Origin of the sequence: Ureibacillus sp. MALMAid1270 (genome assembly GCF_049202975.1) — a bacterium.
In the GTDB taxonomy this organism is placed as follows: domain Bacteria; phylum Bacillota; class Bacilli; order Bacillales_A; family Planococcaceae; genus Ureibacillus.
This window is the reverse complement of the sequence record NZ_JBMIRP010000095.1, coordinates 152946-174611: the sequence shown is the minus strand read 5'-3', so window position 1 is coordinate 174611 and position 21666 is coordinate 152946. Positions and strand designations below refer to the sequence as shown.

The window sequence follows — 21666 nt, the reverse complement described above, 5'->3', positions numbered from 1 at the left end:
AAAACGTCCGCTATTAACGGACGCTTTATTTGATAGATTATTTTATTATTATGGGTAAAGTCGGTTTAGTAAACGTGGGAATGGAATACATTCACGAACGTGTTCTACACCACTAATCCAAGCGACTGTTCTTTCTAAACCAAGACCGAATCCTGAGTGTGGAACAGCTCCATGTTTTGTAAGATCTAAATACCATGAGTATGCTTTTTCATCTAAATTGTGTTCAGCAATACGTTGTTTTAATAGCTCATGGTCATAAATACGTTCAGATCCACCAATGATTTCTCCATATCCTTCTGGAGCGATTAAATCCGCGCATAATACAACATCATCGCGTTCTGGATGTGGTTGCATATAGAACGGTTTAATACCAACTGGATAGTGGATGATAAATACTGGTTTATCATAGCTTTCCGCAATTGCAGTCTCATGTGGTGCTCCGAAGTCATCACCCCACTCAATATCAGTAAAGCCTTTTTCATGTAAGAATTTAATTGCATCATCATACGTAATACGTGGGAATGGTGCTTTGATATTTTCTAGTTTTGAAGTATCTCTTCCCAGTCTTTCTAGTTCGATTTTGCAATTTTTCAATACAGATTGAACGATGTAAGAAACGTATTGTTCTTGAACTTCTAGGCTTTCTTCATGCTCAACAAAAGCCATTTCAGGTTCCATCATCCAGAATTCAATTAAGTGACGACGAGTTTTCGATTTTTCAGCTCGGAATGTTGGTCCGAATGAAAATACTTTACCTAACGCCATTGCAGCAGCTTCTAGATATAGCTGACCTGATTGAGAAAGATACGCGTCTTCATCAAAATATTTTGTATGGAATAACTCTGATGTACCTTCTGGAGATGACCCAGTTAAAATAGGTGGGTCAATCTTAACAAAACCGTTATTATTAAAGAATTCGAATGTTGCACGAATTACTTCATTACGAATTTTCATAATAGCGTGTTGTTTTCTAGAACGTAACCAAAGATGACGGTTGTCCATTAAGAACTCAACACCGTGTTCTTTCGGTGTAATTGGGTAATCTTGAGCAATATGAATAACTTCAATTCCAGTGATTGCTAATTCACAACCAAAACTTGAACGAGAATCTTCCTTAACTACACCTGTTACATACATAGAGGATTCTTGTGTTAAGCCTTTAGCAGTTGTAAATAATTCTTCTCCAACTTCCTCTTTTACAAGGACACCTTGGACGAATCCTGAACCGTCACGTAGTTGTAAGAAAGCAATCTTACCACTTGAACGTTTATTTGCTAGCCAAGCTCCTAGTTTTACTGTTTCACCAATATGATTTGGCATTTCAGAAATTGTAATTTTTTTCATAGTGCCTCCAAAAAATATGAAATATTAATAATGATTAGTTGGTCATTATTGTTGCCATTTAGATTTTACGAAATTGTCAATGCGTTTAACCGCTTCTTCTAATAACTCTAATGATGTTGCATAGCTTAAACGGATTGTATTTGGAACACCAAACCCTGATCCTGGAATAACTGCAACGTTTGCTTCAGTTAATAACGCAGTTGCAAATTCATCTACAGATGAGTAACCCGTTTTTTCAGCTGCTTCACTCACGTCAGGTAATAAATAAAATGCCCCTTGTGGTTTAATAACTTTGAATCCAGGAATTTCACTTAGTTTAGGGTAAATGATTTCTAAACGTGATTCAAATGCCTTTCTCATTTCTTCTACTGAATCTTGTGGACCATTATATGCTTCAATTGTAGCATATTGAGAAGTAGTAGTCGGGTTCGAAGTAGAATGTGAAGCAAGGTCAGTCATTGAATTAATAATTGTTGCATCACCTGCTGCATATCCAATTCGCCAACCTGTCATAGAGTGAGATTTTGCAACACCATTGACTACAATTGTACGCGCCTTTAACTCATCTGAAAGTTCCGCAATAGAGTAATGTGTTAACCCGTTGTAAAGAAGTTTTTCATAAATTTCATCTGAAACGATTAAAATATCATGTTCAACAGCAACTGCAGCTAATTCTGCAAGTTCTTCTTTTGAGTAAACCATACCAGATGGATTACTTGGTGAGTTAATAATAACTGCTCTTGTTTTTTCAGTGATTGCCTGACGTAATTGTTCAGCAGTAATTTTATAATTTTGTTCAGAAGTACTTTCAACATATACTGGAACCCCACCAGCTAACTTAACTTGCTCTGGATAAGACACCCAATATGGAATTGGAATAATTACTTCATCGCCTTCATTTAAAATAACTTGGAATAATGTGTAAAGAATATGTTTTGCACCAATTCCTACAATTATTTCATTCCGGTTATAGTTAAGGTTATTATCACGTTTTAACTTGTCAATAATAGCATCTTTTAATGCAGGTAGACCACCAGAAGGTGTATATTTTGTAAGTCCTTTATTCATTGAATCTACTGCTGCATCAAGGATATTTTGTGGTGTATTAAAATCAGGTTCTCCTGCACCAAGACCGATGACATTAATCCCTTGTGCTTTTAATTCATTTGCTTTTGCAGTAATTGCAAGAGTTGAAGATGGTGTTAATGATTTAACACGGTTTGCAAGTAACTCTTTCATAAAGTAAATCTACTCCTCTATAAGTTCAAAATTCGTTTCCACCACTGGCCATTTTCAAACAAAATATAGACATAATTTAACTTTTCAGCTTCGTTTGTATAGGTAATTTCCCATACAACCCCTGCTTCTTCATAGCCTAATTTTGTATGCAAGATTTTCTTTACATCTTCTTCTTGATTAATAACCGATAAAGCTTCTTCCTTAGATATACCGTCTTGCAAATATACTTCCTGAATCGATTTTTCTTCTAAACTGATTGGAACAAATACTGCTTTTTCATTACCCTCTTCGTCTTCCCCGAAAACAGTAACATACGGCTTATTCCCGTTATAAATATAAGAATCTGTAACGGTAGAAAGGGAATTGGACGAAATCGCTAATTCCTCGGCTTTTTGTTCGATATCCTTGATGGGAGCCATGGCATTCGAAAGTACTAGAATTGAAATGACAAGTGACACAGATAAAATAAAGAGGATAATAAACACTACCCAATTCTTTATTTGATCTTTTTTTCTTTTGTCCATATATGTCAACCTGCTTTCTTTCCTCATCTTAACTATTATACCAGTGTTCAAGCTCTAAAACCATATCTTGTAGTGGGAGTTTTTCAATAGATATTGGCGGTAATGCTTGAATAAATTCTTTTCCGTATGATTTTGTCTCAATACGTCGATCTAAAATGATAAATGCACCTTTGTCCGATGATGTACGTATTAATCTACCAAATCCTTGCTTAAAACGTATGATTGCATCCGGTAAAGATAACTCGGTAAAAGCATTTTTTCCTTGTTGTTGTAATGCAATCGATTTCGCTTTAAATGTTGGTTCCTCTGGTGCGGTAAATGGAAGACGTACGATAATAACAGCAGATAGACTATCACCTGGTACATCTACCCCTTCCCAAAAACTATTCGTTCCAAACAATACGGAATGATTAAATTTTTGAAAAGATTTTAATAATCTCATTCGACTACCAGGAGTAACCCCTTGGGCGAATAACATATAGTCTTGTAGTAGTTCACTTTCTTGAATCAGTTCAACTGTTTTCTTTAGCATTTCTTGAGATGTAAATAGTACAAAACAACGTCCATCAGTTGCACGAACTGTTCTTGTAACAGCTAGCGCAACAGATTCCACGTAATCATGTTGTGAAACTCCCTGAATATCAGGCATATCTGAAACGATATAAGCCTTAGCACCTCTATAGTACTCTTTGTCCGCAAAAAATAAATGTACAGGAGTCTCTTTACGAATACCTAGTTGCTCAGCTATATATCTTTGCTTATTTGGTACAGTCATAGTACCAGAAGTCCATACAATAGAATTGTTTTTACGAACTTCATTAAATAGTTGATTTACAGTGTCTTTTACATCAATTGGTTTTTTATAAATACGAATACTTCCTGGAATATTTCGCTGGTCCATTTCTACCCAAGTTGTAAAGTGAGGATTTGGATTAAGGAATATTTCGTCCCATTCATTTGCCTTAATCTTAAATTCACGTATCCAATACTTCCATTGTTCTAAAATTGAAACGTGTTCAAGTGATAATTGTTGCACATCACTTTCAATCTTGAAACCGACATTTTGAGCTAAATCGATCCATTGCTGAATCTTCACTGGCAATTGATGAATTGCTTCATCTTGATCTTGAAACAATTCGTTTAAAAAAGCGACTCGTTTTGTATCAAATTTGTTCTTTATAGTTTGCATTTTCATATGATGTGCAATATTGTTCATCGATCGATCAAACAGTTCAATAAGTTGCTCAAATACTTTTTCTAAATCATTTATTAATTGTAATGGAACCATCTTAGTTTTTATTGCATAACTTCTGATAGAAGAAAATAGTTGACCATCTGATGAAAGACCAATTTGACCAAATACATATTTCCAATTTGCATAGGTTAATATACTTTCATCTCGAATCTCCGCTGCCTGAACAAATTGATGTGCTTCATCGATAATATAACCGCCTATATTTTGAAAGATTGGCACTTTACGATTCAAATCCGCGATTAACATTGCGTGATTCGTCACTATTAAATCAGCACTTTCACTCACTTCAAGTGCACGTTGATAATAATCGATGGAGTGATTTTCTTTTGTTGTAGAATCTGGACTTTTTCGGAGTTTATCTAAAAATAAAGCTCCTCCCCCCGATACATTCAGCTCCTCTAAATCACCAGTTTCAGTTTTAGTTAGCCAAATAAGAACCTGAAGCATTGTTAATGTTTCATCATAAGAAATGTTTTTCATTCTTATTATTTGGGAAAAACGTTCTAGATCAATGTAATGATGCATTCCTTTAAGAAGTACAGCATTGATACTTTCACCAATTATTTTCTCCATTTTAGGAATTTCGTTAGATAAAAGCTGTTCTAGTAAATGAGATGTATAGGTACTTATACAAACTTTACGTCCTGTCTGTTTGGCATAAATAATCGAAGGCAATAAATAGCCTAATGTTTTTCCAATTCCGGTTGAAGCTTCGATGACCACTTCATTATGATTATTTAATTTTTCCCAAATTAAATCCATCATCTCAAATTGTTTCTGTCTTTCTTCAAATTGAGAAAATGCTTTTTTTAGTAAGGAAGCTTTTTCCCCATTAGCGATTGGGTAATGTAACTTATCATTTGCAATTTTCAGAGATGCCTTTTCATATTTCTTTAAAGCTAAGTCTTTAAAGTAAACGATATTATTAGACTCTTCACTAGAACTTCTTTTAACCTGTAATGCATCGAAAAACAGGTGAGATAAATTCGATTTTAGTCGAAACGAATGTTTGTGTAGTTGCTCTAATGTTTGTTGTGGAAGTGCTAATAGTTCTTCCCAGCACTTTTTTAACACAAGAGCGCAAGCATAAGCATCATCGTCTGCCCTATGAGCGTGTTGTAAAGGAATATTTAAATCCATCGCTAAGTCACCAAGTTTATATCCTAGTGAAGTGGGAAATACAATTTTTGCTAATTCAACTGTATCTATTTTTTTCCCTCTCCATTTTGGTAACCCCGCACGTTCAAATTCAGACTGTAAAAAAGATAAATCAAAATCTGCATTATGTGCTACAAAAATTGCATCTTGCATTAATTCATAAATTGTATGAGCATGTGCTTCGAAAGGCAGTGCCTCTTGAACATCTTCATCTGTTATATTCGTTAAGTCTTGTATATAAATTGGAATAGGTTTTCCGGGATGAATGAAGGTTGTAAAAGTCTTTTCAACAGTCCAATCATTCATAATAACAATTGCGATTTGGATCATCCGATCACCATTAGCAGGTGAATGGCCTGTTGTTTCTATATCAACAATTGCATATTTTTGACTTTCCATCTTACTTCAACTCTCATTCGCATATAGTGAAACTTCTAAAGAGGGGATATCCACATAACCCTCTTATTAGTTGATCAACTCGCCGTGTTTACTTGTATTAACTTTCATTTATCTATATTGACTATTGCGAAAGTTTTACGGACGATTACACCGAGACGAGTCATAGTGAAAATTCTGTTTATGGGATGTACAAACATCCGAAGAATGTACGTATATATGTAATGCCTGATTTAATATAATGGGATTTTATCATATATAATGCGGATTGGTCATGTTGTACCTATTATTCGTTAGGCATTATACCTTATTGTGAAGTTTAAGGAAATTTCATCGAGGTGTTTTAAAACAAATAAAAAGGGTTGTCCTGAAAGAAATCTTTCAAACCAACCCTAAAAATAGACATAAAAAAAGCAGGGGCTCATCATCCCTGCTGTGCAACCAAATTCCGACAATCCGAGTCGTTAGCGAATTTGGTTGTTGTAAAGTATATACTTTACTAGGTTTGGCACCTAAAGTTTATTATAACTGAATTTCACAATCATTTCAAGATAATATTTTTCGAAAATAGTATCGGAAAAAGGAATGTTTAGATTATATTCATCAAGTATTAATTGCCCTCCAGTAAACAGCTTTTGCTGCATCACCAATTTGTTCACTTTTTGTTTGGTGTGGGAAAATGATTTTAGTTAAATCCGTTGCTTTTCTGTTCTCCCTTTATTATAGTACTGTTGCCTCAGGTTCATAACTAATCATTTCTTTAATTGTATTGTTTTCACCCATTATGGCTACAGTTGGCTTATGATCTGCTGCTTCTTTATGATCAACATAAACGTAGGAAATAATAATGACAATATCCCCTTTTTGTACTAGGCGAGCAGCAGCTCCATTTACACAGATGACGCCACTTCCTCTTTCTCCTGCAATAATATAAGTTTCGAAACGAGCCCCGTTATTATTATTTACTACATGAACTTTTTCATTTGGTAACATACCAACTGCATCCAAAATATCTTGATCAATTGTAATTGAACCAACATAATTTAAATCTGCTTGAGTTACAGTTGCACGATGGATCTTGCTGTTCATCATCATTCTAAACATGTTGTTTTACCCCTTTGTGTGAAAAATTATATTGTCTATTAATCTAGTTTTTCCTATATACACAGCAGTAGCTAGTAAAAAGTCTCTTGTTTCGTTTGTTATTGGTTTTAAGTCTGGGTAAGATAAAAACTCAAAGTAATCTATTTTACCTGTCGTTTTATCTTCAATATGTTTTTTAGCTAATTCCTTAGCTTTTTCTACTTTTCGACTTGCTAAGTATTCTTCTTTTGCAATTTGTAGTGATTCGAAAATGGCAGGTGCTTCTTTTCTTTCTTGTTCTGTCAGATAGACATTTCTTGAAGATTTCGCCAGTCCATCTACCTCTCGAACAATAGGTACCGTACGAATTTCCAGTGGGAAATTGTAATCTCTAACCATTGTTTGTATGATGGCTACTTGTTGTGCATCCTTTTGACCAAAATACGCTCGATTCGGTTCGCTTAAATGGAATAATTTTGCGACCACTTGAAGTACACCATCAAAATGACCAGGTCTAGAAGCTCCACATAATATTTCCGCTTGTCTACCGGCACGAATATAAATTCCGCCATCTGTTGGGTACATTTCCTCAACAGATGGAGCGAAAATAATATCTACTCCTACAGTTTCTGCTAATTTACAATCACGTTCTAAATCCCTTGGATAAGATTCAAAATCCTCATTCGGTCCAAATTGTGTTGGATTAACAAAAATACTCATGATCACAAGATCGTTATCTTGTCTTGCTGTATCTGCTAATGTTAAATGACCTTCATGGAGGTATCCCATAGTTGGTACAAGACCTATGGATTTACCTTCAGATTTTGCTCTTTTTACTTGTTCTTTTAATTCTACAATGGTTTTAACGACTTTCATTATTTTGTGCCCCCATAGATTTGAGTTAGCTGCTCTTCTTTCATCGTGAAACTATGAGCAAGTGTTGGAAAAGATCCATTCCGCACTGCTGCTGCATATGCACTTACACCACGTGAAGTTTCTTCACCAACAAATGCAAAGCTCTCCGCAAATTTTGGAATGTGATGACTTCCAATTCTCAATAAATCGTGATAGACAAGCACCTGACCATCCGCTTCTGGACCAGCGCCAATACCAATCGTAGGAATGACTAACTCTTTTGAAACTACCTCTGTTAACTGATGTGGGATACATTCTAAAACGATTGCACAAGCCCCTGCTTCCTCACATTGCTTTGACTCTTCGATTAACTTTACTGCTTGTTGGGCTGTTCTACCTTGAACTTTATACCCACCAAGTACACCAACTGACTGTGGTGTTAAACCTAAATGTGATACGACAGGAATTCCTGCGTTCGTCAATTTTTTAATGACTTCAAGTACTTCTCCGGCACCTTCTACTTTTAATGCATCTGCACCAGTTTCTTGAATCATACGCACTGCAATTTTTAACGCGTCATTTGGATCACCATGATAAGAGCCAAAAGGCATATCAACAACGACAAAAGTATCCTTTGCACCTCTTCGAACCGCTTTTGCATGATGGATCATATCTTCGACTGTCACAGGAACTGTCGAATCATATCCTAGGACAACCATTCCTAAAGAATCACCTACTAAAATCATATCAACAGCAGCTTCTTCAGAAAACTTTGCTCCCGGATAATCGTAGGCTGTAATCATGACAATCTTTTCACCATTTTGTTTCATTTTCAAAAAGTCACTTGTTTTTTTCATTCTTGTTCCTCCTCTTCATGTAAGAAGAAAACTAAACTAAAAAACACCGCTTCATGTTTTTTGGATATCAAGAGCAAATTTTTATCCACAAATAAAAAACCCTTCTGTCTAAAAATGGACAGAAGGGTAGCGTTGTTTTTTAAAATGAAAATTGAACGCTTCGTTTTCTTCCGTCCCTGTCTAATAAGATCAAGGCAGATTTTTTTTAATAGTAGTAAAAAACATTAGGTACAGTTCAATTTGATACTGTCCACATGCCTACTATAACAGTTTTGGTAGAAAACGTACAGTACAATATCATTCTAAAAAAACATCACTAGAATTGTAAAAATTTTAATTATATAGGCTTTTCAATCTCAATATCCGCAGAATAAATGCGTTTTATTTCACCATCATCGACTTTAACTTCTAATACGCCATCAGAGGTAATGCCAATTGCCATACCCTCTACAACTTCACGAAGTGTTGTAGCTTTTATTCTTTTGCCAATTGTTCCAGAAAACTCTTCCCAAAGTGTTTTAATCGGTTCAAAACCGACTTGTAAATAAAGATCAATATACTTTTCTAAGTATTTTAAAGTAGTAGCAATTAGTTTTGCACGGTTTAATTTTTCATTCGCTTCAATAGATAAAGAAGTTGCAATATTTTGTAGTTCTTCTGGAAAATCTTCTTTTTGTTGGTTTACATTAATACCAATTCCAATGAGTAAGGCTTGAACCCCATCCATTTCTGCAATCATTTCAGTCAAAATCCCTGTACATTTTTTGCCATCTATTAATATATCATTTGGCCATTTAATTTCTGGATTGATTGATTTATGTAATGATTTTATTGCATTCACAACTGCAACAGCTGCTATTAAGGTAAATTGAGGGGCTTGATGTGGTAAGACATTTGGACGAATAATAATAGTCATCCAAATGCCCTTACCTTTTGTCGACTCCCATGGTCTGGCCATTCTCCCTTTACCAGCAGATTGACTCTCTGCTACAACTACTGTTCCATCTATAGCACCGTTTCTTACTAACTCATGAGCAAACGTTTGGGTGGATGTAATTTCTTCAAAATAACGAATTGTATGACCCAACCGAGCAGTTTCCAGATAAGAAGTAATTCTAGCTGGATCTACTCGGTCTGGTGTTGTTGTTAGAAGATATCCTTTTTTCTTAATAGTTTCAAAAGTATATCCTTCATCTTGTAAGGTTTGTAAATGCTTCCATATTGCCGTCCGAGAAATGCCAAATTCATCCGCTAATTGCTGACCTGAAATTGGTTCATTATTTGCATTCAGGAAACGACTTAATATTTCATCCTTCGTCGTTAAATTCATGTAAAAACCATTCCTTCAAATGTTCTTCATCGTTTTTAATATGACTTTTTAGAACAGCTAACAAAGCAGCATCAAGCGCGACTTTAATCCATGGACCTCTTTTTTTAGTAGTCCATTCCATTAAATGATTCCCATTAATCGCCAACTGGTTCATTGATTGAATCGGTAAATTTGATTTAACCATAGCAATATGTTCTTTTTTGAATGGAACTTTTACATTTTGCCAAATTGCAAAATCATAAGCCGCTTCCAAAGTAAATAAATCATATTGGAAATAATCAAGTTCGTCCCAGCGATTTAAAAGAGCTTGGTATGCATTTAAAACATTTCTAATAAAATTCTTTTCTTTATTTGATAGTTTGTAAAAATGAATGATGTCACTTAATTGATTTCGATTCAATAAACATAAATATGCCCAACCAACTTCGGAACTTGTTGTATTAAAATATCGCCATTCCTCTAAGTGCTTTTCAAAATCACCAACTAGATACTTTGCCAGATGACTTTCAATAAGTGCATTGATTCCGTCGTATACTTTACGCGATACCCACATTTTAGATAACTCCATATGAATTCTTTCTTTCGCAATAAATTCAATAAGGTCGCTATCTTGTTGGATTGCTTTAAGTGTTTTATTTTCAATAGAAAAACCTAATTGAGCGCTAAAACGTATGGCTCTTAACATGCGAAGGGCATCTTCTCTGAATCTTGTGTTTGGATCACCAACAGATCGGATGAGACCATTTTGGATGTCTTGTTGTCCACCATACAAATCAATCAGTTCTCCAGACTTCGTCATAGCCATTGCATTAATGGTAAAATCACGTCGTTCTAAATCTTTTTCTAAATTTTTAACGAATGTAACTTGTTCAGGTCGGCGGAAATCAATATAAATTCCTTCAGTTCGATAGGTTGTTACCTCAATTGGCTGACCTTCATCTAATACAAGAACAGTCCCATGGGCAATCCCTATATCAACAGTAGAATTGAATATTTTTTTTATTTCATCCGGCATAGCACTAGTTGCTACATCGACATCATTCACTTCTTTATCTAAAAGGTAGTCCCTTACCGCACCACCAACTATTACTGCTTCATAACCAGCTTTTTCAATTTTTTCAATTACCCGAACTGCTGCTTCCCAGTCTTTGGATAGTCTTATGTTCATACTCTTAGTACCGCCAAACGTTCATATAACTGCTCATATTGGTCAATAATTAATTTTGAATTAAATTTTCCACTTGAAGCACTTATAGCTGCCTCCCTAAATTCAATTAACTTATCATCGTTTGTTAATAAATCAATCGCATATTCAGCTGCGGTAGTTGTATCACCTAATTGTACTAAATAGCCATTCACACCATGCTCAATTACTTCTGGAATTCCACCCGTTGCAGTGCCGATTCCAGGTACTCCACATGCCATAGCTTCAAGTAATACTAATCCAAATGATTCCTTTTCTGAAAGCAATAGCATTAAATCACTAATTGCAAATAATTGTTCTACGTTTTCTTGTTTACCTAAAAATAAAATATCTTTTTTATAAGGACATTCCTTTACTAAATCCATCACTCGATGTTTTTCTGGACCATCACCAACAAGAAGTAATTTAGCTGGAATTTGATCTCGTACTTTAATAAATGTATTCACAATATCCGGTAAATTTTTTATTTTTCGGAAGTTGGAAGCATGAATCAGTACACGTTCATTGTGACGAATTCCAAACTGTTCTTTTAAGTTACCTACGTCAATTGGACGAAATACAGACTCATCAACGAAATTATAAATTGTTTCAATTTCTTTCGCAGGTTGAATTAACTCATAAGTTTGTTCTTTCAAAGAATTAGAAACAGCTGTTACGATGTCAGATTTTTCAATGGCATATTTGATTGCTTGTGCCATTGTAGAATCCTGACCAAGAACTGTTATATCCGTACCGTGTAAAGTTGTTACAATCCCAAAATTCTCTCCTGACATTTCTCTTGCAAGGACAGCACAAATTGCATGTGGTATTGCATAGTGAACATGTAAGACATCTAATTTCTCTTCCTTAATAACATCAGCCATCTTACTTGCTAATGCAATATCGTAAGGTGGATATTGAAAAACAGAGTAGTTATTGACTTCTACTCCATGGAAAAATACGTTCGGATATATTTTCTTTAGACGAAATGGCACACTCGATGTTATAAAATGGATTTCATGTCCTCTTTCTGCGAGTAACTTCCCTAGTTCTGTCGCAATTACTCCTGACCCACCAACAGTTGGATAACATGTAATACCAATTTTCAACTTTCTCATCCGACGATTCATCCTCTCTAACTTTTTATTTAATTATTTCGGAGTTACTTTCATAACATGTTGTAACTCTTACAATTAAATGAATAAAGTAATCTGTTACTGATTTATTTTTATTATTTGAACGAAAATCCCTTTTAAATCGGTAACATCGTAAGAAAAGAATTTTTTGTTCAGTATCATGTTTTATTCTTATAGATTATTTTCTACGTTCTTGAATTAGACGCCAATCGACAAATCCTTTTTCTAATCCTTTAAGTAAAATTTCAGCAGTTCCCATATTCGTTGCAAGTGGGATATGATATACATCACAAAGTCTTACAAGTGCTGTAACATCTGGTTCGTGAGGTTGTGCGCTTAATGGATCTCGGAAGAATATCACCATATCCATATCGTTATTTGCAATCATCGCGCCGATTTGTTGATCTCCACCTAAAGGGCCGGAGCGAAATCTTGTAACAGTTAACCCAACTTCATCTTGAATTCGTTTTCCTGTTGTCCCAGTAGCAAATAGCTGGTGTTGTTGTAATATTTCTTTATATGCAATAGCAAATTCAACAAGACTATCTTTTTTTAGATCATGTGCAATTAAAGCAATTTTCATCATCTTCAGTCCATTCTAAATCAATTAAGAATTCATTTTTATATATTTGCTTTGTTTATATACGAAATAAAATTAAATTAAATTTTCAAGTCCATAAACTAAGTTTTCGATTGTCATTACTGCTTCTACACAATATAAAACGCCACCCATAAAGGATTCACGATTGTACGAATCGTGTCGAATTGTAAGCAGTTGTCCATCTCCACCAAATAATACTTCTTGATGTGCAACTAATCCAGGTAAACGAACAGAGTGAATCCGCATCCCTTCAAAGTTAGCCCCGCGAGCACCTTCTATTGTTTCTTTTTCATTTGAATGCCCTTGAATTTTTTCATCTCTAACTTCTGCGATTAATTGAGCAGTTTTAAGCCCTGTCCCAGATGGTGCATCTAATTTTCGGTCATGGTGCAACTCAATAATTTCAACGTCAGGTAAATATTTTGCTGCTTCTCTAGCAAATTTCATCATAAGAATTGCGCCAATTGCAAAATTAGGAGCAATAATACAACCTACTTTTTGACTTTCAGCTAGATTTTTTAGTTCGTTTAATTGTTCGTCTGTAAATCCAGTTGTTCCGACAACTGGTCGTACGTTATGTAAAAGAGCTTCTTTAGTATGCTCATAAACGGATTGAGGATTAGTTAAGTCTATTAATACGTCCGGTCTTGTATCTTCTATTAACTGTGTAAGGTTTGTAAAAATTGGCACATTTAGATCTGGTGAAAATATTTCAAGCTCAGCTAGACTATCTCCAACGTGTTTATAATCTAAGGCAGCTACTAACTCCATACCCTCACGTTTCGTAACAGCTTTTACAGCTTCTGAGCCCATTCTTCCTCTTGCTCCAGCGATTGCTACTCTTATTGTCATTTGTAATACGTCCTTTCATTAAAACGGTCTTGATAGTAAGCTTTTCCTAATGAGTAAAAACCCTCTAGTATATACAAAGCATCCTATATTTAGATTAACATTTTTATATTGCACAAGACTATTTATTTCTACTAAAAAATCATGGTCAATTATAAAAAAGCTTCTTAATGAATTTAATCGCTAACATCATCCAGTTCAAGGAAAATATTGTAAGCAAAATTACTTATTATGACCAATTTCCTTTTAACATCCTATATAATTTGACATACTGTTGTCAAAAGAAGAAAAATAAAACATAATAAGTGAGTGTAATTATCTGAAAAAATTGATTTATTGTTGGTACAAAAAATGGGGGCATATATGAAAAATATTAAAGAAATTATTGGAATAATTTTTGGAGCTGCTATTTATAGCTTTGGCTTCGTACACTTTAATATGCAAAACGGTCTTGGTGAAGGTGGATTTAGCGGTGTAACTCTAATCCTCTATTTTACACTTAATTGGGATCCAGCATTATTAAATATCATCCTTAATATACCAATGTTTATATTAGGTTGGAAGCTCTTAGGACGTAAACAATTTGTTTATACATTAATAGGTACATTTGCTGTTTCTGTGTTTTTAAAACTCTTCCAAATTTATGAGTATCAAATGCATTTAGAAAATGATCTATTCCTCGCAGCGTTATTTGCAGGTGTATTTGTCGGACTTGGATTAGGAATTATCTTCCGTTGTGGTGGTACAACAGGCGGAGTGGACATCATTGCTCGACTTGTTCAGAAATTTTTTGGGTGGAGTATGGGTAAAACGATGTTCATCTTTGATGCCATTGTTTTAATTGCTTCATTAATAACTTTCTTAGATGAAAGATCGATGATGTATACACTAGTTGCTGTTTACCTTGGAGCAAGAGTGATTGATATGGTTCAAGATGGTGCTTATTCTGCAAAAGCGTTTCTAATCATTTCGCAAAAACCTAATGAAATTGCAGATTATATTACACATGAGATGGAACGTGGTCTTACTGTTTTCCATGGGTACGGTCATTTCACAAAACAATCAAAAGACGTATTATATTGTATCGTCAGTAGAAATGAAATTGTTCGATTAAAATCCATGATTCGAAAAATCGACCCAACTGCTTTTGTATCCATTACAGATGTAAAAGATGTAACCGGAGAAGGATTTAGAATAGATGAGTAATTCAATGGCTCGGCATAATTGCCGAGCCATTTTAGATTTAAGAATTAGATTTAGTAATATCGAGGCTATTTTGCTTAAATATATGGATAATTTATAATGAGTCCGATGAGTCTGCTAATTTTTTATTTTAAATGGTTCATATACTTCTTCAACTAAATATGGCTTGAGAATTTCATATGTTAAAAATCCAGAATAAATAGCTAAGCAAATAATGACGATAATTGTAAGAAATCCAAACAATATCAACTTACCAAGGTGAATGTTCATTTCATTTCTCCCCCTTCAATCGGTTTTAAGCGCTTAAGTTAACGCTTACTTACCACATCTTATTAATGAAGAAGAAATAATATTAAAAGGTGTTAACTACCTTTCGTCACAGTTTTTCGCACACAAGTTACAATATACACATTAAATCGCAACATTTCTTTACATAAATTAATTTTTCCAAAAAAAAAGACCAGATCGATAATCGACCTGATCTAAAAACAAGAAATAAATTAATCGTCTGATCTCATTCCTGTATAGATTAAAATTAAACGTAATAATTCTAATACAGCAACAGCTGCTGCCGCTACATATGTCATAGCCGCTGCATTTAATACCTTTTTTGCACTACGTTCTTCGTTATTATTAATAATACCTAAAGATACAACTTCATTCATAGCGCGTTTTGAAGCGTCAAACTCAACTGGTAGAGTAACTACTTGGAAAAATACTCCTGCAGCTAGTAAAACGATCCCTAATAATAAAAGTCCTGACATTTGAGTAACCATACCAATAATAACAAATAACCAAGAAGCATTTGAAGATATGTTCGCAATAGGTACTAATTTCGAACGTAAAGTTAAGAATGAATATGCCTCTTTATGTTGAATTGCATGTCCTACCTCATGTGCAGCCACTGCTGTACCTGCAAGTGATGAATTGTAATAATTATCTTCAGACAGTGCTACAGTCTTTGTCATAGGATTATAATGGTCAGATAAAATACCTTGTGTCGGTACAACACGAACATCATATAAACCGTGTTGATCTAAAATCATACGAGCTACTTGCGCACCAGTCATACCTCTTTGTGCAGGTACTTGTGAAAATTTTCTATATGTACTTTTCACTTTTAATTGGGCGTAAAGTGGCAATAGCATGATGATTATAAAGTAAATAATAAAAGACACTTCTCTCTCCCTCTCTATCTTAGAATTACTATAATTTAATTTTAATAATTATTTATAGTTTACGCAAATATTCTTTCTTGTTATGTGCAAAATACGCAATTGCAATACATGCAATAGACAGCCAAAAAGTAAAATATCCGATATGATTTGGATATTTGTTAACAACATTGTAATAAGGAAATTGTCCATAAACATAGTCAATTACATCGTTATGCAATGTCCAAACTGCAGCGATAATTACATGAATATATGTAAATCGATACTTTCCAATATAAATTATCGCTTCGACAGCCATCATAAAGTGGGATACGACTAGCATCCATGCTAAAGGATCAATCGACCCATTCTCATATAATGTTAACAAATTCATAACGACTGCCCAAACTCCATATTTAACCAAAGTAATAAGAGCAAGAGCTTCCATTAATTTAAAATTTTTCCCTAGTAACCATCCAATTATAGCTATTGAAAAAAATAAGCTTGCGGTTGGACTATCAGGAACAAAAATTAAAAAGTGTGGTTCCGTAATTTGAAGCTGATAGCGATACCAATAATAGCCATAAATAGTACCGGCTACATTCACAATTAATAACAATGTTAAAAAAGAACGGTGGGTTAATAAGAACCAAACTCGTGTTAACAAACTCATAAATTTACCCCTTTTATATATGTCATAAATTTAAATGTAAAAGCATATATGTATAAATAAAAAAGTATAACCAACATTATTTTACAGAATTGTGAATGATTTATGTAGTAAAAAATAAATAAAATGAAAGAGAGTCAGTTTCCCGACTCTCTATTGGCAAATTATTTTGCTTCTTTTAAGCTTGCAATGAATTCAGCTAGTTGTTGTAACTCTTCTTCTGTACCTTGGAAAGTATCTGCTGGCATTCCGCCACGTCCGTTTTTAATAACTTCAGCAACTTCTTCAGCAGTTAATTCGTTACCTAATAACATAGGTCCACCTGCTCCAGTAAAATCAGCAGCGTGACAACCTACACAAGAAGCTTGTGCTTGGAAGATTTCATAACCAGGTGCAGTTTCATCGATTTCAACATCAGGTAATAAACCTAAGTCTTTATCTGTAATTACACCTTGTGCTTTTGCAGCTTCCCAGTCATGGTTAACTACTGATTCCCAAGTTAAGTAGAACATAGCTGCTACTGCTAATAACATAAGAGCAGTAGGGATTGGTCTTTTTGATGGTCGACGTTCAGGACCTTTATCTAAGAATGGCATTAAGATTAATGCACCGATAGCTAAAGCTGGAATAACGATAGCCCCAATGATATTGTATGGACCTGAAGCGTAAGTATATTTTAATAATTGGTACAAGAATAAGAAGTACCAGTCTGGTAATGGAATATATGAAGCATTTGTTGGATCTGCTGGACCTTCAAGTGGTGAAGGATGCGCAACAGTTAACAAAAGATAACCGATTAAGAAAACAGCACCAACCATCCATTCTTTTAATAAGAAATCAGGCCAGAAAGCTTCTGTTTTACCAGGATACTCGGAATAATCTTTTGGTTGATTCACCATACGGTTGTTAGCTTTAATACGTGAATCCCCAACGAATTTCATCCCTTTTCCGCGTTGCATAGTGTCCCCTCCTTAAGAAATCATAAAAACATTTGTTTGGATCATAGTGGTCCCGAAATACCTTGTTTACGAATCATGATAAAGTGTGCTGCAAGTAATGCAAATAAAGCAGCTGGTAAGAAGAATACATGAATTGCAAAGAAACGAGTTAACGTTTGAGCACCGATAATTGTTGCATCACCAGCAAGTAATGTTTTAATTAAATCACCAATGAACGGTACTGATCCTGCAATTTGAAGACCAACTTTTGTTGCAAACAACGCTTTCATGTCCCAAGGAAGTAAATATCCTGTGAACCCTAAGCCTAACATAACACAGAAAATTAAAACGCCTACAATCCAGTTTAACTCACGAGGTTTCTTATATGAACCTGTGAAGAATACACGAAGCGTATGTAAGAACATCATTACGATAACTAATGAAGCTCCCCAGTGGTGCATACCGCGAACAATTTCACCGAAAGCAACTTCGTTTTGTAAATAATAAACTGATTTCCAAGCATTCTCAACGTCTGGCACGTAATACATAGTTAAAAACATACCTGATAAGATCTGAATTACTGTAACAAAGAATGTTAATCCACCGAAACAGTATACGAATGCTGAAAAGTGATGTGCAGGGTTAACGTGCTCTGGCACTTCGTGGTCGGCAATATCACGCCAAATTGGAGTAATATCTAAGCGCTCATCGACCCAATCATAAATTTTGTTTAGCACAATTGTCTACCCCCTAACCTAATTAACCTTTAGTGTTTGCGATTTTTTTCCCAAGCAATAAGAAACCATCTTTTTCTGAAACTTCATACTCATCAAGTGGGCCAAGTGGCGGTGTTCCAGGAACATTTTTACCATTTTTCTCATAACGACCAGCATGACAAGCACAGTAGAATTGATCTGGGTGAGCTGAGTCACCAGCCCAGTTTACCGTACAACCTAAGTGTTTACATACAGGTGAAAGGGCGACGATTGTGTCACCATCTTTGTAAACCCATGCTGCTTCCGTAACATCAGATTTGTACCAAGCGTCAACTTGCTCAAATGTGAAATCGACTTTAATCGGTTCTTCAGTTATATCAGCAATTTTCGTGCTAGTTTGTACAAAATCACCTTCTGCTTTCGCTTGAAGTGCTGGATCTATTGCAAAACGCACCATCGGCATTAAAACTCCAGCCGCCATAAATCCACCCACACCAGTTAAAGTGTAGTTTAAAAATTGACGTCTTGTAACTCGATTGTTACTCATCCTTTTCCCCCCTCTAACTAAAAGGTCAGTCCAACGGACATACTTTTACAAATAATAAAACTAGGACATATCTATGATATATCAAGAAAATAGGTTGGTCAATAATGCTTTCTCTTTCATTTAGAAAGATTGTGAACATTTAATGAAACTAATTTCTAACTTTGAGACCATTTGGAAGTTAGTATAGGTATTACATGTTTCAGCTGATCTTCTAATATTGTCTTTTTCACAGATTGATCCATGGATTCTAGTGGAATAGACGGTAACCAGATGACATCTACATCCTCCTCTAAGCTTGTCCAACTATGATCGGAAGTAATGAACAAAACATGTTTAAACCCTGCATTCTGAAACGCCTCTTTTATAGATGAAAGTGAAATAGTATTTTTAAATTGTTCAAGGTATGTAAATGGTGGCATTAACATAATACGGCCCTTGAACTGCTGTTCTATAAAAGCTGTAAGAGACATTAAATATTGAGTTTGTGAACTAGATTGTTTAATCATGTTTTCTTTAAGATTTACAGAAAGTAATGGAATTATAACCGTATCAATGAAATCTTTTTGAGATTGAAATTGACTGACATCCTGAACATTAAAATACATAGACTTTCCTCCAATAGATAACCATATTAAGTATTGTACATGAACGTTTTTCTCAAACCCATTTTAATCAAAAAAAAGAGACTATTTATGTAGTTATGTTTGTGAAATAATGAACAAATAAATTACTTTAGAAAACAGTAGAGATAGTCCCTACTGTTTTCTACATTAACTATTTTTTGATGTTTGTTTTAATGCTTGCAATAAATTTGATAGTTCATAAAACTTTTCTTTATCGCCTTCATCTAACGCTTCATCAATTTCCTTCAAGATCTTTTCTTCTTGAAATGCTAACATACTATTATTTAATAATTCTTCAGCGATTACTCGGTCTTTTTCACTTATATGAAGATATTTAGGCATATAAGGATTTTCCTCAAGAACGGCTAAATATTGTTGGCTAGGTGGGATGTTAGGAAAATTCAGTTGTATATACATACTTTCATTCGGGTGTAACCGGAGATCATGGAAAGACTTCTCTGCATCACTTGTCATGATATTTCCTTTATAAAATCTAAAAGGAACTCCATTCGAATCAACACTCGACATCACAATAGCTCGAGGGCAATAATGTGCCTCTTCTACAAAATGAATATTTTCAAGCAAATTATCGTTACTCAATAAATAATTCAAAATCCATACACATTCTCGACGTTTTAACTGATAATTCTTAAGAAACCACCTGACAAAAGCCTTCTTGTCAACTAATGGAACGGAAGAAGTCATTGCTTTCCCTCCTTTAATCAAGACTACCTTGCAAATCAATCCATTTTTCTTCGAAAGGCTCAAGGGCAACTAATTGGTTTACCACTTCACGTGCTTCTTGCCTTTTTCCTTCTTCTATCAAGAAATAACAATATTTTTCTAAAAACGACACATCATCTTTAAATTCATTATATGCAGCAGTGTAAATTTCGTATGCACGATTATATTGTTCATCTTTAACATAAGCTTCCGCAACATAAGGTAGTATTGTAGAAAAACTAACATGATTTCGTTCCATTTCTTCATATAAATCAATGATTGCATCGTTTTGTTCCTCATATGCATAAATCGACATTAGAACAACGATTGCATCAATATACTCTGGATCAAGTGCAATTGCCTGTTTTAAATACTCAATTGCTTCATTAGGTAACCTATTTTTAAGAGCAATTTTTCCTGCGAATAAATAAAAAGATTTTTCGTATTCATCGCGTTTAATACCCTCTTGAATAACAGCATATGCTTTCTTATTGTCTTCTATCATTGCATAACTTTCTGCTAATAATAAGTACGCACTAAAATAATCGGGATCAAGCTCTTTTAAATCTTCTAATTGTTTTGTTGCTAATTCATATTTTTCTGACTGAAAAGCAGCATATCCTGAACCGTATAATAAATCTGGTGTCACTTTCTCCTCAAGCGCTTCCATATAAAACTCTAGAGAGGTTTCAAATGCACCACCTGCACGATAAACTTCCGCAAGCCTTTCCGCTAATAACACACCTGCAATAGTTTTATCGCTTTCATATAACTCTTCGTAAATTCGACATGCTTCAGCAAATCTTCCTGTTTCGTATAAAAGTTCTGCTTTAGCAAACTGTAAAATCGGTTCATGTGGAAGTATTTCGATTGCTTCATTAATACGTTTTTCGGCTACTTCATAAAGACCTTGCATTTGATAATAATCAGCTAATATTAAAAGACTTTGTGGATATTCAGGAGCATCTGGTTGAATGCTCATAAGTAATTCTAATGCTTCGTCTTCTTTTCCTAGTTCTATTAATACAGATGCTTGATCAATCGTAATTTGAGCTTCATCTGGAAATAAAAATTGTAAATGTTCTAAAACTCGATTAGCCTCGTTTAAATACCCATATTGCATAAATAACTCTGCAATTTCATATTGCTTTTCAGGAGTTTCATTTAGTAAAAAATCATTTAAAAATACATCTAGCTTTTTTAAGTCACCATTTTGAATGGCTTCAAGCATTTCGTTAAAACGGTTTGTCAACTTCTTCACCTAATCTCAATTAATATCTTA

Annotated in this window: 22 protein-coding genes; 1 reads left to right on the top strand and 21 read right to left on the bottom strand. The window is 34.5% G+C overall.

Going from position 1 to position 21666, the window contains the following annotated elements; all coding sequences use genetic code 11:
* Positions 1-48 precede the first annotated feature (48 nt).
* From asnS to dapB, 12 genes are all read right to left on the bottom strand, one after another.
* A complete protein-coding gene (gene asnS, locus ACOQFO_RS14545; protein ID WP_421690383.1) occupies positions 49-1344 on the bottom strand; it encodes an asparagine--tRNA ligase in 1296 nt (431 codons plus the stop codon).
* A 45-nt stretch (positions 1345-1389) separates the two neighbouring features.
* A complete protein-coding gene (locus ACOQFO_RS14540) occupies positions 1390-2583 on the bottom strand; it encodes a pyridoxal phosphate-dependent aminotransferase (RefSeq protein WP_421690382.1) in 1194 nt (397 codons plus the stop codon).
* Positions 2584-2600: 17 nt separating this feature from the next.
* Positions 2601-3083: a DUF5590 domain-containing protein gene (locus tag ACOQFO_RS14535; RefSeq protein WP_421690444.1), complete on the bottom strand. Its 483-nt coding sequence runs from the start codon at positions 3081-3083 to the stop codon at positions 2601-2603.
* A 52-nt stretch (positions 3084-3135) separates the two neighbouring features.
* Positions 3136-5919 carry an ATP-dependent DNA helicase DinG gene (gene dinG / locus ACOQFO_RS14530; protein ID WP_421690381.1) on the bottom strand — a complete coding sequence of 928 codons (2784 nt, stop codon included), beginning with the start codon at positions 5917-5919 and terminating at the stop codon, positions 3136-3138.
* A 717-nt stretch (positions 5920-6636) separates the two neighbouring features.
* Positions 6637-7020 carry an aspartate 1-decarboxylase gene (panD, locus tag ACOQFO_RS14525; protein ID WP_421690380.1) on the bottom strand — a complete coding sequence of 128 codons (384 nt, stop codon included), beginning with the start codon at positions 7018-7020 and terminating at the stop codon, positions 6637-6639.
* Positions 7021-7026: 6 nt separating this feature from the next.
* Positions 7027-7875, bottom strand: coding sequence for a pantoate--beta-alanine ligase (gene panC, locus ACOQFO_RS14520; RefSeq protein WP_421690379.1), 849 nt, complete (start codon positions 7873-7875; stop codon positions 7027-7029).
* Complete coding sequence (gene panB, locus ACOQFO_RS14515; RefSeq protein ID WP_421690378.1) at positions 7875-8711, bottom strand: 3-methyl-2-oxobutanoate hydroxymethyltransferase; 837 nt, start codon at positions 8709-8711, stop codon at positions 7875-7877. The genes panC and panB overlap by 1 nt, the downstream gene beginning before the upstream one ends.
* Before the next feature lie 337 nt (positions 8712-9048).
* Positions 9049-10041 (bottom strand): biotin--[acetyl-CoA-carboxylase] ligase, encoded by a 993-nt coding sequence (locus ACOQFO_RS14510; RefSeq protein ID WP_421690377.1) that lies wholly within the window; start codon positions 10039-10041, stop codon positions 9049-9051.
* Positions 10019-11209, bottom strand: coding sequence for a CCA tRNA nucleotidyltransferase (locus ACOQFO_RS14505; RefSeq protein ID WP_421690376.1), 1191 nt, complete (start codon positions 11207-11209; stop codon positions 10019-10021). The genes ACOQFO_RS14510 and ACOQFO_RS14505 overlap by 23 nt, the downstream gene beginning before the upstream one ends.
* Positions 11206-12342 (bottom strand): N-acetyl-alpha-D-glucosaminyl L-malate synthase BshA, encoded by a 1137-nt coding sequence (gene bshA, locus ACOQFO_RS14500; RefSeq protein ID WP_421690375.1) that lies wholly within the window; start codon positions 12340-12342, stop codon positions 11206-11208. The genes ACOQFO_RS14505 and bshA overlap by 4 nt, the downstream gene beginning before the upstream one ends.
* Positions 12343-12538: 196 nt before the next feature.
* A complete protein-coding gene (gene mgsA, locus ACOQFO_RS14495) occupies positions 12539-12943 on the bottom strand; it encodes a methylglyoxal synthase (protein ID WP_421690443.1) in 405 nt (134 codons plus the stop codon).
* A 72-nt stretch (positions 12944-13015) separates the two neighbouring features.
* The gene (gene dapB, locus ACOQFO_RS14490) at positions 13016-13813 is read right to left on the bottom strand and encodes a 4-hydroxy-tetrahydrodipicolinate reductase (protein ID WP_421690374.1); all 798 of its coding nucleotides are present in this window, start codon (positions 13811-13813) and stop codon (positions 13016-13018) included.
* Between the two features lie 360 nt (positions 13814-14173).
* Between dapB and ACOQFO_RS14485 the strand changes: the two genes are divergently transcribed.
* Positions 14174-15016: a YitT family protein gene (locus tag ACOQFO_RS14485; protein ID WP_421690373.1), complete on the top strand. Its 843-nt coding sequence runs from the start codon at positions 14174-14176 to the stop codon at positions 15014-15016.
* A 114-nt stretch (positions 15017-15130) separates the two neighbouring features.
* On the opposite strand, the gene ACOQFO_RS14480 is transcribed toward ACOQFO_RS14485, so the two are convergent.
* The 9 genes from ACOQFO_RS14480 to ACOQFO_RS14440 all read right to left on the bottom strand — a co-directional run bounded on the left by ACOQFO_RS14480 (position 15131) and on the right by ACOQFO_RS14440 (position 21636).
* Positions 15131-15283 (bottom strand): hypothetical protein, encoded by a 153-nt coding sequence (locus ACOQFO_RS14480; protein ID WP_421690372.1) that lies wholly within the window; start codon positions 15281-15283, stop codon positions 15131-15133.
* 230 nt (positions 15284-15513) lie between these two features.
* Positions 15514-16191 (bottom strand): zinc metallopeptidase, encoded by a 678-nt coding sequence (locus tag ACOQFO_RS14475; RefSeq protein ID WP_421690371.1) that lies wholly within the window; start codon positions 16189-16191, stop codon positions 15514-15516.
* Positions 16192-16243: 52 nt separating this feature from the next.
* A complete protein-coding gene (locus ACOQFO_RS14470) occupies positions 16244-16840 on the bottom strand; it encodes a DUF1405 domain-containing protein (RefSeq protein WP_421690370.1) in 597 nt (198 codons plus the stop codon).
* Positions 16841-17001: 161 nt separating this feature from the next.
* Positions 17002-17796: a c-type cytochrome gene (locus ACOQFO_RS14465; protein ID WP_421690369.1), complete on the bottom strand. Its 795-nt coding sequence runs from the start codon at positions 17794-17796 to the stop codon at positions 17002-17004.
* A 41-nt stretch (positions 17797-17837) separates the two neighbouring features.
* Positions 17838-18512, bottom strand: a complete 675-nt coding sequence (gene qcrB, locus ACOQFO_RS14460; RefSeq protein ID WP_421690368.1) for a menaquinol-cytochrome c reductase cytochrome b subunit — start codon at positions 18510-18512, stop codon at positions 17838-17840.
* A 22-nt stretch (positions 18513-18534) separates the two neighbouring features.
* Positions 18535-19038, bottom strand: coding sequence for a ubiquinol-cytochrome c reductase iron-sulfur subunit (locus tag ACOQFO_RS14455; protein ID WP_421690367.1), 504 nt, complete (start codon positions 19036-19038; stop codon positions 18535-18537).
* A gap of 155 nt (positions 19039-19193) precedes the next feature.
* A complete protein-coding gene (locus ACOQFO_RS14450) occupies positions 19194-19643 on the bottom strand; it encodes a YpiF family protein (protein WP_421690366.1) in 450 nt (149 codons plus the stop codon).
* Between the two features lie 165 nt (positions 19644-19808).
* The gene (locus ACOQFO_RS14445) at positions 19809-20366 is read right to left on the bottom strand and encodes a ReoY family proteolytic degradation factor (protein WP_421690365.1); all 558 of its coding nucleotides are present in this window, start codon (positions 20364-20366) and stop codon (positions 19809-19811) included.
* 13 nt (positions 20367-20379) lie between these two features.
* Positions 20380-21636, bottom strand: coding sequence for a tetratricopeptide repeat protein (locus tag ACOQFO_RS14440; protein WP_421690364.1), 1257 nt, complete (start codon positions 21634-21636; stop codon positions 20380-20382).
* Positions 21637-21666 lie beyond the last annotated feature (30 nt).

Coding starts and splice junctions, on each gene's coding strand:
- ACOQFO_RS14480 (WP_421690372.1), bottom strand. CDS start 15,283: ATGAACATTCACCTTGGTAAGTTGATATTGTTTGGATTTCTTACAATT.
- dinG (WP_421690381.1), bottom strand. CDS start 5,919: ATGGAAAGTCAAAAATATGCAATTGTTGATATAGAAACAACAGGCCAT.
- ACOQFO_RS14510 (WP_421690377.1), bottom strand. CDS start 10,041: ATGAATTTAACGACGAAGGATGAAATATTAAGTCGTTTCCTGAATGCA.
- ACOQFO_RS14455 (WP_421690367.1), bottom strand. CDS start 19,038: ATGAGTAACAATCGAGTTACAAGACGTCAATTTTTAAACTACACTTTA.
- asnS (WP_421690383.1), bottom strand. CDS start 1,344: ATGAAAAAAATTACAATTTCTGAAATGCCAAATCATATTGGTGAAACA.
- dapB (WP_421690374.1), bottom strand. CDS start 13,813: ATGACAATAAGAGTAGCAATCGCTGGAGCAAGAGGAAGAATGGGCTCA.
- ACOQFO_RS14485 (WP_421690373.1), top strand. CDS start 14,174: ATGAAAAATATTAAAGAAATTATTGGAATAATTTTTGGAGCTGCTATT.
- panC (WP_421690379.1), bottom strand. CDS start 7,875: ATGAAAGTCGTTAAAACCATTGTAGAATTAAAAGAACAAGTAAAAAGA.
- ACOQFO_RS14465 (WP_421690369.1), bottom strand. CDS start 17,796: ATGCAACGCGGAAAAGGGATGAAATTCGTTGGGGATTCACGTATTAAA.
- panD (WP_421690380.1), bottom strand. CDS start 7,020: ATGTTTAGAATGATGATGAACAGCAAGATCCATCGTGCAACTGTAACT.
- ACOQFO_RS14445 (WP_421690365.1), bottom strand. CDS start 20,366: ATGACTTCTTCCGTTCCATTAGTTGACAAGAAGGCTTTTGTCAGGTGG.
- ACOQFO_RS14505 (WP_421690376.1), bottom strand. CDS start 11,209: ATGAACATAAGACTATCCAAAGACTGGGAAGCAGCAGTTCGGGTAATT.
- ACOQFO_RS14540 (WP_421690382.1), bottom strand. CDS start 2,583: ATGAAAGAGTTACTTGCAAACCGTGTTAAATCATTAACACCATCTTCA.
- mgsA (WP_421690443.1), bottom strand. CDS start 12,943: ATGAAAATTGCTTTAATTGCACATGATCTAAAAAAAGATAGTCTTGTT.
- panB (WP_421690378.1), bottom strand. CDS start 8,711: ATGAAAAAAACAAGTGACTTTTTGAAAATGAAACAAAATGGTGAAAAG.
- ACOQFO_RS14450 (WP_421690366.1), bottom strand. CDS start 19,643: ATGTATTTTAATGTTCAGGATGTCAGTCAATTTCAATCTCAAAAAGAT.
- ACOQFO_RS14470 (WP_421690370.1), bottom strand. CDS start 16,840: ATGAGTTTGTTAACACGAGTTTGGTTCTTATTAACCCACCGTTCTTTT.
- bshA (WP_421690375.1), bottom strand. CDS start 12,342: ATGAGAAAGTTGAAAATTGGTATTACATGTTATCCAACTGTTGGTGGG.